This window comes from Pseudoxanthomonas sp. GW835-FHT14C01, assembly GCF_058793715.1.
Window position 1 is genome coordinate 527,357 of record NZ_JBXAGB010000003.1, and the last position, 14,082, is coordinate 541,438.

The following is a 14,082-nucleotide window of genomic DNA, read 5'->3' on the forward strand; positions in this document are numbered from 1 at the left end:
TAAAAAGAGTAGACCGACCTACTCATAAAATGCCAACCCAGGAGACCGACATGTTGATTGAAGCCCTCAAAGATTTTGCCTTCGCCCACCTGATCCCGTTGATGGTGACTGCCTTCGTGCTCATCGCAGCTTTCGCCGCAGCTTTTGCCTTCTACCCGCCTGCGGTTCCCGTCTTGTTCAAGGTGTTGGTTATGAGCATCGTGGCCTTCGTCGGCTTGGCGTTCGTGGCTCGCAGCTCGTTCAACTGATGAGCACTTACCGGCGTTGTCGCATCTGCCTCCGGCGGAGCCTCCGCCGGTTCGATGGCGACGAGTTCATGTTCTGGCTTCACCCCCTCTGGGTCATCACAGTGATGGTCTGGATGATCTTGGCACCCATCCCGGGATGACCATCGTTCCGAACGGTGAAGCTTCACAAGGGTCAGTAGTCCGGTAATGCAGCCGGGGCAGTCTGTAAAACTGATGGCATCGCGTCCCCTGTAGGTTCAAGTCCTACCTGACCCACCAACGATGAGGTTGACCTTTCGCTTGACGGACGCGGATTCGTCTTTACAACCATGGGGATGGACCCCCGTGAATCTCTCCAACACCAATTGCGCCCCCTGGGCCTCCACCGAACGGAGGTCCTGGTGGACGCCTTGCTGCATGCGTTTGGCGCCGAGCAGCAGCACGCTTCCGTCGTCCTGGCCCGCGCACATGCCTTGAGCCTGGCCCCCGTCGAGGGGCGACGAGGCGACCTCTCCTGGCAGGTGAGGAAAGGCGACAACGACTGGGCTACCCAAGTGGACCTCCGTTGGGGGCTTCACCGCTTGACCTTCGACGTTCCCGAAAACGCCTCGACCCGAGACATGGTTAGGGCCTTCGAGCGGCGGCTGGGTGACAAGAACGAACCCATGGCGTTCAGTGCCATCGCCGATCACGTGGCCCGCCTTACCCCTGCCCAGCACACGGGGTTGTTCCATGACCTGGCCATGGCTGCTGAAGAGGCCAGTGCACAACAGGCCGACGCCCAACGCCTCAGAGACAACGCTCCATGGCAAGCCTGGCTCACCGGAGCTTCGCGTGCAGGGCACGAAGCGGCCTTACTGGCCTGCATCGAGATGGGGGCCGAGGTGCGCATGGCCGATGCCAGCGGCAACACGGCGCTCCACCATGCGTCCCGCTTCGGGCATGCCCACCTGATCAAGCCCTTGGTGGATGCCGGGGCTGACGTTTCGGCTTTGAACGGGCAGGGATGGGCGCCGCTCCACCTGGCCGCCCTCCACAAACATGCCCGCGCCTGCGACCAACTGATGCGCAACGGTGCCGACGCCGAGCAGCCCGGCTGGCGTGGACGCACCCCCACGCGGATGCACCAGCGTGAGCGCAGCTATGAGCAAGCCCAAGCACTATGACGCCCTGGGCGAGGTGCCCGGCAGCGTGGCTCCTTCGCAACCGGTGCGCTACTGGCACCGCGCCTTGTTCGGCGGGGGATTCACGTTCGGGGTGGTCTACGTCAGCGCCATGGGAGTGGCCTGGCTCATCCCCAACCCGGATGGCCAGCTCATTCGCTTCACCGATGCCCTGAAGGGGGGGCTGGTGACCGGCTACCACTTCCTGACCGCCGGAATCTCGGCTCGTGCTCCGGCACGGGAGTTCATCGAATTGGTGTCCTTTCACCACCCCTTGGCCACTTGGACCCGCATTGGGGTATCGCTTGCGTTGGCGGGTTATCTCGCCGCGCGCGTGTTCCTCAAGGAAGCCAAGCCGGTGAGCAACACATGGCACCTGGCGGGTCCGCAATTGCTGGAAGGTCAGGATGCCATCGTGGAAGCGCGTCGCCGCTCGCTGACGCCGAAGGAGGTAGTAGGCGACCCGTTCGCCTTGTCGTTGCATCCCGACCTGGTGTTGTCGAAGAAGCAGTGGGCACGTCACGTGCTCCTCACGGGTTCGGTGGGCTCGGGCAAGAGCGTCATCCTCAAGCACATCCTGGAGCAGCTGACGCGGATGAAGGGCGCGAAGCTGTTCCTCTACGACATCAAAGGGGATTTCACCTCGATCTTCAAACGGCCCATCATCGTGTCACCGTTCGACTCACGGTCCTACGTGTGGGACGTGGCCGCTGACGTGCGCACCCCCACACAGGCTGCCGCCTTCGCGGCTTCTCTCATTCCTGAAGGAGAGGGCAGCTCGAAGTTCTGGACCATGGCCGCCCAGGATCTCTTCATCGGGTGCGTGCGTGAGCTGCAGAACACTCAGCCGGTCGCCTGGGGCTTCCCTGAGCTGGCCCAGCTGCTGCGGCGACCCGCGGCGGTCATGTGTGAGGGAATGCGCCACCACTACCCCCGCGGCGCTGCCTTGGTCGCCAACGCCGAGAGCCAGACCACCGCCAGCGTGTTGTCCACCCTCGGTGGCTTCACCCGCCTCATCGATGATCTGGCCTCCGCCTGGCCCAAGGTGGGCAAACGCCGCTTCTCAATGACCGAATGGATTCGAGACGACTACACCGGCCGCAAGCAGGTCATCGTTCAATCGGGGCCCGATCCTACGCTGACCAAGGCCTACATCGCCGCCATGATCAACGTGGCGGTTCCGGATCTCATCGGGCCAGCGCTACCGGACAACGAAAGTGGTCGTGGGCTCTACTTCGTGTTCGACGAGCTCACCAGCGCAGGACGGCTGAACATCGACCCGTTGCTGGCACTGGGGCGCAGCAAGGGCGTGGTGGCCGTCATGGCGGTCCAGGACCATGCCCAGATCGAACTGGTCTACGGCGAAAAGACGGCGCAGGCGTTCTCGTCCTTGGTGGGCACCCATGTGGTGTGCCAGGTGCAGATGGGGGCAACCCGCGACAAGCTGGCCAGCCAGCTCGGCAAGCACAAGATCGCCTGGCGTTCGCACGAGGACAAGGCGCAGGTCCATGAAGAGAGCAGGGCGCTGATTTCCAGCGGTGAACTGACCGACCGACTGGGATTCCGCAAGGGCAAGCGTTATGGGCCGGAAGGCTGGGGCATCGAAGCGATCGTGCAGATGGCTGGAGACGTGCTCCTGCTCGCATGGCCAGGGAAGACCTACCCGCAGGTGCGCGAAGGGCAGGAGCCCGCCGAGTGGACCACCAAGCCCGCTGGTCCTGTTGAAGGGGATGCGACGCAGTCGACAACGTTGCCGGGTGGTGCGTTTGCCTTCCCTATCACCCAGAGCGGCGTCGAAGACGTCCAGCGCGTGCTGGCCATGACCCCCGAAGAGATCGACGCGCTGTTCAAGCGGTGAGCGGCCTTGCCAACTCTCCGATTTCTGGGACCTTGGATCAGTCAAGGTTTCGGAGCTCCCCATGATCAACTGCACGCGCATCGATGCCCGCGGCCACAACAAGCGCAACGGGAACATGTTCGACTACATGTTGGCCACCGAGCGCCTGTCCATCGACGGCGCCGTTGCCTACTACGCCGGAGGTGGGCCCGATCCCCGCCAGACCCTCAATTGGGGCGGGAGCCTTGCGGCCGAACTGGGCCTGAAAGGTCAGCCGGTCACCCGCGAGGTGATGGAAAAGCTCGGCAAGGGCTTTTCACCCACCGGAAGGCCGTTGTGCCAAAACGCGGGCGAGGAACCCCGATTGGTCATCAAGACAGATCGCTGGGGGAACGTGCGCTTGGACGACGATGGCAAGCCGATGGAGAAGTGGGAAGGCGGCCATCGGGTGGGGTTCGACCTCACCATTTCCGCGCCCGGAGACGTGAGCGTCGCCTTCGCTTTGGCGAATGACGAAGAGAGGTTGGCCATCCTTCAGGCCCACCGCCAGGCTTGCGCCGTGGCCATGGGGTATATCGAGAGCAAGGTGGAGACGCGCCGGGGGAAGCAGGGGAAGAACGTCATCGACACCCAAGGTCTGGTGTGGACTGCGGCCGACCATGTCAGCAACCGAAACGTGGAGCCGGATCTGCATACCCATCACCTGGTCTACGGGGTTTCAAAAGGCGAGGACGGCAAGTGGGGGACGTTCGACGCCATCGAGCTCTACCGCCACCGGCATGCGGCAGATCACCTCTACAAGGCCGAGCTCTACACCGCGATGAAAGCCCTGGGATACAACATCCATCGCGAGCGAGAGGTGGACGTCCAGGGGCGCGAGACCGGCCAGATCCTCACCACGATTGCCGGCATCGACCGTGAGCTGGTGCTGCAGACGAAGACCCGCCGGCAGGAAATCCTGGACTACGTCAAAGAGCACCCCAACGCCAGCCACGACGAGGCCTGCAAGGCCACCCGCAAGAAGAAGGAAGAGCCGCCCTTCGATCAGGTGGTCAAGGACTGGCAGCAGACCTTCGCCAACATCGCCCAAGAGAACCCGGGGCTGGTGCCCACCACCCAGTCGCTCAAGCAGACCCGAGGCCAGCACCTGGACCCGCATACGTTTGACGAGGTCTTGAAGCGCATGCACGAAAACGAGGCAATGTTCTGCGAGCACGACTTGGTCCGAGAGCTGGGCATGGAGTTCGCCGGACAGAAGAACGCCGAAGAAGTGCTGAAAATGGTCAAGGAGTTCACGCAGCAGGACGACTTGGTCCGGGTAAACGCCGAACACCTCCACGAGGACGATCGGGGCAATCGGCTGGCACGCAGGCACCGCGAGGATCGGTTCGCCGCCACGTGGATGGTCGAATGGGAAGCCGAGATCGTTCGACGGGCCAAAGAGCGCGAAAAGGAGACCGATCTCAAAGTATTCCGCTCCACCGTCGATCGAGAGGTGGCCGCATACGAGAAGCGAAAAGGATTCACGCTCACCGACGAACAGAAGGAGGCGATCGTCCACCTGACCCATGGAACGGCCGGGGTGGGCGTCATGTCAGGGCTGGCCGGCACGGGCAAGACCACGGTGGCGGAGGTCTACAAGCAGTGCTTCGAAGCGGAAGGCAAGCAGTTGATGGGGCTGGCCGTGTCCGGTAAAGCCGCCACGAAGCTGGAGGAAGAGTCGGGCATGCCCTGCATGTCGGTGGCGAAGTTCTTCTCCCAGCTCCGTCAGGGCAAGGTGGCCTTGACCAGGAAAGACGTGGTCGTGCTCGACGAAGCGGGCATGGTGGCCACCGGCGACACCCTCAAGCTCATGACTTACTGCCAGAAGGTGGGCTGCAAGCTCATACTGCAAGGCGATGGCGATCAATTGCAGCCCATCGCGGCCGGCAACGGATTCGAGCTGGCGAAGATGGCCCTGGGCGATGCGAAGCTGACCGAGATCCGCCGGCAGAAGAACGCCGGAGACCTGATCACCGCCAACAGCTTCTACGAGCGTGACCGCCAGGGCAGGGTCAAGGACGTGCGCCGCGGCCACCGCAGCCGCCAGGGCACGCTCGACATGGGGGCAGAAATCCTGCGGAACCTCGAGGAGCGCAACTGTATCGATGACTTCGGCACCGAGAAGCAGGCGATCAAGGCGCTGGTGGACGATTACTTGAAAGACCCCACCCCGTTGAGCGAGAAGCTGGTGCTGGGCCACACGCGCGCGGAGATCAAGGCGTTGACCGCCGGCATCCGCAAGGGGATGCAGGACAAGGGCGAGCTGGACAAAGAGGAGTTCACGTTCCGCACGATCGTGAAGGGAGCGTGGGAAGATCTGACCGTGTCGCGCCGCGACCGGGTCATGTTCACCGCGACCAACAACGACCTGGGCGTCATCAACGGCACGGAAGGCACGGTGGAGAGCATCCGTAAGGACAAGACCGGTGGCTATGACTTGGTCGTGCGCATCGAGTCCACCAACCCGAAGGAGGATGGGCGCACGGTGAAGTTCAACACCAGCGACCACAACGCCCTGGCACACCGCTGGGCGATGACGGTTCACAAGGCCCAAGGGCAGGGCAAGGCGGAGATCTACCACCTGGCGACCAACCTGGGGATGCTGGACCAGCAATCGGCGTTGGTGGCGTTCACGCGCCTGACGAAGGGCAGCTACCGGATGTATACGACCGACGAGGTCAAGGAGCGCTTGGCCGAGCGCTTGGGCACGGAGCGGCACAAGGAAATGGCGCTGAGCGCAGGACTGTCGGAAAGCCAGGCCCCTCCCGTGCGCAACCTGGTCCAGGACGTGGAAAAGCTGCTGGCCGGCTTGAAGCCCAAGCCCGCGATGCCGGTGGAGAAGCAGAAAGGCCCCGTGCTCACCCGGTGACGCAGCGGGCCAGAAGCAAAACGCTGGCCCCCACCAAGATCCACGGCCACCACCGCATACGTTCCGAAGGGCGCCTGCCAGGCGTGCCCAACGTCCATCGACGATGCGCCGCCAACCAGCGCACGTGGGGCGTGGCGCGGCGATGGGGATTGATCCCGACGCCAGGAGGCTTGGCGTAGACGCGCCAGCCTTCCTTCGACGCCCTTACGCGCCAGGCTTGCTCGTAGGCCTCTGTATCCGCCCGGGTGGCCGTCACCACCTCCAGCACATGGAAGCGAAAGGGACGATGCCAGCCGCCCTGGTGTGAGCGGTGTTGCTTCTCTCGCTTCTCCGGGTCCGAGCTCTGGCCGATGTAGCAGCCCCCGTCGTTGAACAACAGGGCGTAAAGGGTGCGGGGCAGGGCGTGATACTTCTCGCTGCGTCCCAGGTTGTGGCGGTGGGCCATGGTCTCTCCGTGAGTAAAACGACCCACTCACGAATAGATCAGATTCCCGAACTGGCAACCCCTTGCGCGTTCGCCGTGCCGCTCTACCGTGGGTTATCGATCAGGGGAGGAAGAAAGCATGGACAACCGATGGATGCGCGCGGCCCGCGTGGGCGACACTGACGAATTGCGTCAGCTCCTTCAGGCGGGCATGGAATCCGGCCGCTACGTGCTGGTCGATCAGGGCATGGTCTCCCCGATGGCCGAGCAGGTGACGGCGCTTCACCTGGCCGCATTCGGAGGCCACGTGGAGGCGTGCCGGTTGCTCCTGGCCAATGGCGCGGAGGTGGATGCGTTGACCTTGCCCACGGAGCGCACGGAAAGCGGAGACACGCCGTTGATGCGCGCCGTTTGGGGGCGCTCGATGCCGGTGGCCGAATTGCTGCTGGAGGCGGGCGCGGACGTGGACGACGTCGACGGGATGACCGGCGACACACCCTTGCTGGCCGCGGCCCGATCGGGCCAGCCGACCATGTGCCAACTGCTCCTCGAGCACGGAGCGGACCTGGAAGCGTTCAATCAGGACGGCGAGGGGGCCATGGATCTGGCGGCCGACGCCGCAACACGGGCAGTGCTTCGAGCTTGGCGAGCGGCCAAGAAGGCCGAGCGCTTGGCGCTGGCGTGGGCCACGCCTCATTCCGCTCCCGCCCGGCCGAGGCTATAAGCGCTCAAAAGAAAAGCCCGGGACCAGCCCGGGCTCTTCGTGTGGGTCAGCAGGGAGTGGGGCTCACCGTTCACTGACCAGTTGTAGTAATAGGAGCGCACTTGCTCCAACAGCAATTGCCGTGTCGTAGCTGACTTTGAGGCTCGCGCCTAGAGCTCTGCAAAGGGGGTGCTTTTTCAAGCGGGTTAATACGAGTCCATTTTCTTCTCTATCCATGATGTCGTTCCTCCAGTTGTCAGTGATGCATGGGTTCATTTCCTTTGCGTGGGGGGTTGATCCATCCCCTGACGGCTTCCAGGGCAATGGCAATCATTGGCGCTACTACGACGGCGACAGTCACTGCAGGTGGGGTTGTCAGCCCGGCTCCTACACTGAATTCGTTGGGAGCCGATTATACGCTTTCCATTTCCCGGAATCAAGTTTAAGTAATTGAATTTAAAGAAATTGCGGGCACGAACAAGAGCCCCGAAGGGCCCTTGCCGAGATACGATCACCTCCTTTTCAGTTACCAACCAATTGCCCAGCCCACGCCAATTGATGTCTGGCTCCCAGTGGAGGAGACGCCAATAGAGAAAGCGGATGGCGATCCGCCGGGTGTTGTCAGGTCGCGCACGTAACCGAGCGAGAGAGCGGTCTGACCGCCACAGTGGCCAGCGCCCATCGCCAAACGATTACGCTTGTTGATAGCGCTTGCTGACATTGCAACCTGGGATTGGGCCTGACCCATAGCGCACACACCGTCCACACGCTTGTCAGTCCGTTCCAATCGACGGTCGATCTGAACCCACCGGTCATCGAGCGATTGTTGGAGGTTCCACAGCTGGCCCCCGTTGACGGCATCGGTGGAGCCTTGCGCCACTCGGCCGTCAGCCACCTGGGTGACTTGGCGGTGGCCCATGGCCACCTGGTTCGATCCCGTGGTGCGCGTGTTGGCGCCGATCGCCACGGAATTCGTGTGCGTGGCTTGAGCGCCATAACCAACGGCCGTTCCATTCACGCCTGCAGCCGAACCGGTGCCAACCGCCGTGCCGTTTCGCTGAGCAACCGTCGCAGCACCGACAGCAGTGGCATTGTCCTGTTGAGCCTGAGCGTTGTTTCCGAAGGCCGAGGACGCGCGACCGTAAGCCTGGGCGTTCGGGCCCACCGCGGTGCTGACATGACCGGTGGCCGCAGAGCCCATGCCAGCGGCCAGGCTGGTATCGCGTGCGGTGGCGCCCTGACCGAACGCGGCGGAACCACGATCTTGCGCAGTGGCCTGGTCGCCCACGGCGGTGGTTCCACCACCGATGGCGCTGGAGCGCGGTCCGATCGAGACGGCGCCCGAGCCATCCGGACCAGAGTCCGCACGCGCGTCCTCGCCAATGGCCACATCACCGAAGCCTGCTGCAGCGGCGTTCCGACCGGCCGCTACGCCGCCCAGCTTGTCTGCCTGCGCGTTGTCCGACCCGTCGTTGTTGCCGTTGGCGACGAAGTAGGGGTTGGTTCCGTCACCTTGTCCGTCCTGACCGTTGGCGCCCGCAGGTCCTTGTGGACCCACATCGCCACGCTCTCCCTTGTCTCCTTTCAGCGATACCAGCCATTCCGTTTCCGTTCCGGTGAAGCCGTTGGCAACGGCGACCTGGTAGGCGCTCGCACCGGCAGGACCGGCCGGGCCTTGTGAGCCGCTGGCGGGGTTTTGCTCCAGGGTGTGAAGTCGGCCGTCCAGGTCGTAGATCGCGGCGGTCACGTTGGTGTGGGTGTTACCACTGGACAAGGTGATGGACGGCGGCATGAACACGCCGTTGATAAAGCCGGCGCCCCCACCGATGGCGGTGGCCATGGTGCGCAGCTGGCCAACGGAGGCTGCATCGGTGTCGTTGATCCCGTTGGCGAGATTGGTCACGCGGCGGTAGATGCCATATTCCGCATTGCCAACACTGGCCTCATCCGAATTCAAGCATTCGCTGACAGAGCCCAAGGCAACGCAACCATCCGCGTCAGCTTTCGACATTGCTCCGATCGCCGTGCCGCGGGAGGCGCCTGCAGAAGCACCTGATCCGAGGGCCGTTCCGAACGTTCCGGATACAGAACTGTTGGAACCGATGGCGGTTCCGCTATTCGAGGCAGTAGCCCCTGCGCCAAACGCGGATGAATTGACGCCCATTGATTCGGCTCTCGCGCCCACTGCGGTCGCACTCGGCCCGTTTGCGTGGCTCATGTGCCCGAGCGAGGTGGCACTGCAGCCTTGGGAAGTGGCTTCGTTGCCAACCGCGGTGGCCCCCACGCAGGGGTTGCCGTCAATCGTGCCGCCATCTGCCAAGGCTCGGGCACCAATGGCCGTTGAGAGATCAGTGACCGCATGGGCGCCGTCGCCAACGGCGGTGGTTTCGAGGGCGGTCGCGGTGGCGTTGTTGCCAACCTGGACCTGCGCCGTCGCCGTGCCTGACAACAGGCACGCCAGCAGCGCGAGGTGGATGAGGGAGCGTTTCATGGTGAGTGTCCTCCGACGAGTAGGGGTGTCTACTCACGAGTAACACGCAGCGGGAAACGCGCAAGGGGGGGGTAGAAGTGCTTCCCGACCCGGCTACGGGACCGACAGGAGACCTCGCCGGGCCGGGAAGCAGCAAGCCAGGAGGAGGCCTGCCTCTTCTTTTCTATACAAGGATTTCGGATTGGCAAGGGGGTCTTGCGCGTTTCCGATTTTCCTTTTGCATGAAGAGTAGACCCTTGTGAGTAAGGAGGCCTACTCATGTATTTAAGCTTCATCAAGGCGCTGCTGGCGTCTGTCCTATTCTTCGTTGTCACCGTGCCGGCGCATGCCCACGTTCCTACCGACTCGATCTCAGACGTCCACGGCAAGAAGCCGGGGCTGTTCAAACGGTTGTTCCACCGCCACAAGGACGCTCCTCAGTGGGACGGCGTCCACCCCGACCTTCGGGCCAAGCTGGAACGGATCCAGCTGCAAATGAAGGAGGAGGGGTATGACCTGCGCCTGGCCGAAGGCTACCGGTCTGAGGAACGACAGGCCGAGCTCTTGGCCAGCCAGAAAGGGGTGACCCAGGTGGGTCCCGGGCGAAGCTGCCACAACCACGGGTTAGCTGCCGACATGGTCATCTACAAGCGCGGACGTCCGAGCTGGAATCTCAAGAACGACCACGTGCGCCAGGGCTACGAGCGTTATGGGGAACTGGCCCAGGCGTCAGGCCTGCGGTGGGGGGGGGCTTGGACCGACTTCAAGGACATGCCCCACGTCGAGCTGCGGGCGCCCTGCTTGATGGCCATTCGCTCTTACAGGGCTGGACAGGAGGTGAGGGTGGCGACCGTGGTGCCCGAGCCCTTGCCGCCCCTTTGGCCAGGCTTGGAACCGCTGGCCATCACCCCCGTGCAGGTGTGCGAGGGATTCGTGTGCCGGAGTCAGCTGGAGTGGAACCTGCCCACTTCGATGATGGGCTGGAGCGCGTGGTGGTCGTTGCCGATGCCCGTGGTCGAGGAGCCTCAGCGGTGCCCGTCAATCACGGACATAAGGACTCCATGGCTTGGATGAGTGGGTGCGTCCACTCATCCCGTCGCATCACCCACCGATTGCTGATCGTCAGTTGCGTGTGCTCCTAGCTAAAAAAGCTAGAAAAGTGGTCGCCAAGGGGTAGCCAAAACGGTGAACGCGGCTTTGGCGCCAAAAAATAAAGCTTTGAAAACAATGGCGTAGATATGAGAAATAAGCACACGCGCTTACTGCTTCATCAGGGGGGTGTGTTCCGATTTGTCTTTGCTCACGAGGCCAGCGGAAAGGGGACGGCAAAAGGGCGTTGATTGTAGCGGCTGGGCACAGCATTCCGCCGCGCGCACGGACGTCGCCACCGCGCCCTGGACCCGCTGGCTGGCGCGTGGCATTGCCGTGTCTCCATGCCGGGCGTAACCGGAGTTCCGCACGATCGTTCGGAAAATCAGTGGCTTATCCGTGCCAAAGTGCATGCCTGCGTATCGACGCAGTGCAGAATGCCGAGCTGTGAAGCCGGTGTTAATTTCGTGTTGACGCAAGGGGAGTTGCGTTCGTCATCGGCGTCATCGCCGCACGCCACACGGCAAAAAACCACACGTACCAATCGCAGTACATGACCCTTGGGAGGGGACAACATGGTCAACGCATCGCCCAGGCACAAAGCGCTTTCGCTTGCCGTCTTCACCGCGCTCTGCGCCAGCTCGCATGCGTATGCGCAGCAGGCCGCACCCGCCGGCGAGGAGGAGCCCACCACGCTGGGGACCATGACGGTCACCGCGCAGAAGCGCGAGGAAGTGCTGCAGGACGTGCCGATCACGGTGGCCGTGATTTCCGAAGAGCTGCTTCAGGACACCGGCGTCCGCGACATCAAGGACCTGCAGGTCCTGGTGCCGGGCCTGACCGTCACCAGCACGCAGAACGAGGCCATCACTACGGCGCGTATCCGCGGCATCGGCACGGTGGGCGACAACGTCGGCCTGGAGTCGTCGGTCGGCGTGGTGATCGACGGCGTGTACCGCCCGCGCAACAGCGTCGGCTTCGGCGACCTCGGCCAGCTCGAGCGCATCGAAGTGCTGAAGGGCCCGCAGGGCACGGTGTTCGGCAAGAACACGTCGGCGGGCGTGATCAACGTGGTGACCCGTCGTCCCAGCTACACGCAGAGCGCGGAGGGTGAAGTCACCGTCGGCAACTACGGCGCGATCGGCGTGTCCGGCAGCTACAACGATTCCTTGTCCGACAATTCCGCCTTCAGCATTTACGCCGCCAAGCGCAAGCGCGACGGCTGGATGGACGTGCGCACCGGCAACGGCCCGCGCCAGGAAACCGACGACTACGACCAGAACTTCCACACCTTGCGCGGCAAGCTGCTGCTGGAGCCGACCGAAAACCTGGAAATCCTGCTGTCGGGCGACTTCACCAGCCGCGACGAGAACTGCTGCACGGCAGTGCAGACGACGGTCGGCGGCACGGCCGCCATCCTCAATGCACTGGCCGGCGGCCGCGCGGTGGCCGCGCCGGGCGACGACCCGTTCGACCGGGTGGCCTACAGCAATCGCCCCACCACCCAGGACATCGTGGACAAGGGCCTGTCCGCTGAAATCAACTGGGACACGCCCTGGTTCGGTGGGGCCACGCTGACCTCGATCACTGCCTCGCGGCAATGGGAGGCGATCAACGGCCTCGACTACGACTTCAGCACGGCCGATCTGCTTTACCGCAACGCGGACAAGGACGAGTCGTTCACCGGCTTCGACACCTTCAGCCAGGAGTTGCGCCTGACCGGCTCCAGCGACCGGATCGACTGGATGGTCGGCGCGTTCTATTCGGATGAGGAGCTGACCCGCAACGAGACCTACCGCATCGGTCCGCACTACGAGCCGTACGTATCCACGCTGGTGTACCAGCTGGTCGGCCAGAGCCTGGGCGCGGCAGGCGTGCCGCTGAACAATCCGAACAACATTTCGCCGGCGGCGTTCCTGGCCCAGGTGGGCGGGCGTCCGTTCGGGACCGGCTTCGTCGGCCTGGGTTCGCTGGACCGTTACAAGCAGGACGCGAAGAGCCTGGCGCTGTTCACCAACAACACGTGGCATGCGACGGATGCGCTGGACCTGACCTTGGGCCTGCGCTACACGCGTGAGAAGAAGGAACTCACCTCGTCCTACAGCAATCCCAACGGCAGCCTCGCCTGCACCGGCACGCTGACCGACCAGAACGCGGCCAACCCCAACCGCTTCGCGCTGCTGCGCGCGGCGCTGGCATCGCGCAGTTCGGTGTTCGCCTCGCTGCCGGCGGCCAACCAGAATGCGATCCTGGCCTCGGTCGGCCCGACCATCGCCGGCTACATGTGCCTGCCATGGGCCAACGCGCTGCACAACGGCCGCAACACCTTCCAGGAAATGGAAGACAAGGAATGGTCCGGCACGGTGAAGGCGGCGTACCGCTGGAACGAGAACGTCATGACCTACGCGTCGTACGCCCGCGGTTACAAGGGCGGCGGCTTCAACCTGGACCGCGTGCAGTCGGCCGATGGGCTGTCGAGCAGCGGCCAGGGCATCCGTCCGGTCAACGACACTTCGTTCGGCGGCGAGTTCGTCGACAGCTTCGAGCTGGGTACCAAGACCACCTGGGCGGACGGCACGCTGCTGTTGAACGCCACGCTGTTCCACCAGGAATACGAGGACTTCCAGCTCAACAGTTTCCTCGGCACCAGCTTCGTGGTCCGCTCGATCCCGGAAGTGACCTCGTCGGGCCTGGATGCGGAAATCCTGTGGCAGCCGCGCGCGGTGCAGGGGCTGATGCTGCAGGGCGGCCTGATGTACGCCAAGACCGAGTTCGGCGACAACATCCCCGGTGGCGACTTCGTCGAGCGCACCCCGCTCAGCACGTCGGGCGCGCTGTACAAGCTGCCCGGTGCGACGATGCCGTTCGCGCCGGAGTGGTCGGGCTCGCTGTCGGCCACCTACGAGTGGGACTTCGGTGCCGACCATATCGGCCGCTTCAACATCGGCGGCAAGTACATGGGCGACTACAACACCGGTTCGGACCTGGACGTCGAGAAGCACCAGAGCGCCTACACGGTATTCAACGCGCGCCTCGGCTTCGGCCGCAGCGATGGTCGCTGGATGCTGGAACTGTGGGGCACCAACCTCACCGACGAGGACTACGTGCAGGTCGGCTTCGACGGTCCGTTGCAGGGCCTGTTCCCGGACCCCAACAACCCGCTCAATACCTTCAACGCGTTCCTCGGCGCGCCGCGCATGTACGGCATGACCCTGCGCGTCCGCTACTGATCACTTCCCACGATGTCGAACGGCCCGC

Annotated in this window: 9 protein-coding genes and 1 tRNA gene; 8 read left to right on the forward strand and 2 right to left on the reverse strand. The window is 63.6% G+C overall.

Annotation, left to right across the window (positions count from 1 at the left end; genetic code table 11):
• Positions 1–50 precede the first annotated feature (50 nt).
• The 5 genes from AC1Q5B_RS15940 to mobF all read left to right on the forward strand — a co-directional run bounded on the left by AC1Q5B_RS15940 (position 51) and on the right by mobF (position 6,138).
• The gene (locus AC1Q5B_RS15940; RefSeq protein WP_164177597.1) at positions 51–248 is read left to right on the forward strand and encodes a hypothetical protein; all 198 of its coding nucleotides are present in this window, start codon (positions 51–53) and stop codon (positions 246–248) included.
• Between the two features lie 169 nt (positions 249–417).
• Positions 418–506: transfer RNA gene (locus AC1Q5B_RS15945), tRNA-Tyr, on the forward strand.
• A 122-nt stretch (positions 507–628) separates the two neighbouring features.
• A complete protein-coding gene (locus AC1Q5B_RS15950) occupies positions 629–1,393 on the forward strand; it encodes an ankyrin repeat domain-containing protein (protein ID WP_492632473.1) in 765 nt (254 codons plus the stop codon).
• Positions 1,371–3,248: a helicase HerA-like domain-containing protein gene (locus tag AC1Q5B_RS15955; RefSeq protein WP_492632474.1), complete on the forward strand. Its 1,878-nt coding sequence runs from the start codon at positions 1,371–1,373 to the stop codon at positions 3,246–3,248. Before AC1Q5B_RS15950 ends, AC1Q5B_RS15955 begins: the two co-directional genes overlap by 23 nt.
• 61 nt (positions 3,249–3,309) lie before the next feature.
• Positions 3,310–6,138 carry a MobF family relaxase gene (gene mobF / locus AC1Q5B_RS15960; protein ID WP_492632475.1) on the forward strand — a complete coding sequence of 943 codons (2,829 nt, stop codon included), beginning with the start codon at positions 3,310–3,312 and terminating at the stop codon, positions 6,136–6,138.
• Here mobF and AC1Q5B_RS15965 read toward each other — a convergent pair.
• Positions 6,128–6,583 (reverse strand): GIY-YIG nuclease family protein, encoded by a 456-nt coding sequence (locus AC1Q5B_RS15965; RefSeq protein WP_492632476.1) that lies wholly within the window; start codon positions 6,581–6,583, stop codon positions 6,128–6,130. The genes mobF and AC1Q5B_RS15965 overlap by 11 nt on opposite strands.
• Before the next feature lie 118 nt (positions 6,584–6,701).
• Between AC1Q5B_RS15965 and AC1Q5B_RS15970 the strand changes: the two genes are divergently transcribed.
• The gene (locus AC1Q5B_RS15970) at positions 6,702–7,286 is read left to right on the forward strand and encodes an ankyrin repeat domain-containing protein (protein WP_492632477.1); all 585 of its coding nucleotides are present in this window, start codon (positions 6,702–6,704) and stop codon (positions 7,284–7,286) included.
• A 505-nt stretch (positions 7,287–7,791) separates the two neighbouring features.
• Here AC1Q5B_RS15970 and AC1Q5B_RS15975 read toward each other — a convergent pair.
• Positions 7,792–9,756, reverse strand: coding sequence for a hypothetical protein (locus AC1Q5B_RS15975; RefSeq protein WP_492632478.1), 1,965 nt, complete (start codon positions 9,754–9,756; stop codon positions 7,792–7,794).
• A gap of 258 nt (positions 9,757–10,014) precedes the next feature.
• Between AC1Q5B_RS15975 and AC1Q5B_RS15980 the strand changes: the two genes are divergently transcribed.
• Together AC1Q5B_RS15980 and AC1Q5B_RS15985 are read left to right on the forward strand one after the other, a co-directional pair.
• The gene (locus AC1Q5B_RS15980) at positions 10,015–10,809 is read left to right on the forward strand and encodes a M15 family metallopeptidase (RefSeq protein ID WP_492632479.1); all 795 of its coding nucleotides are present in this window, start codon (positions 10,015–10,017) and stop codon (positions 10,807–10,809) included.
• A 590-nt stretch (positions 10,810–11,399) separates the two neighbouring features.
• The gene (locus tag AC1Q5B_RS15985) at positions 11,400–14,054 is read left to right on the forward strand and encodes a TonB-dependent receptor (protein ID WP_492632480.1); all 2,655 of its coding nucleotides are present in this window, start codon (positions 11,400–11,402) and stop codon (positions 14,052–14,054) included.
• Positions 14,055–14,082 lie beyond the last annotated feature (28 nt).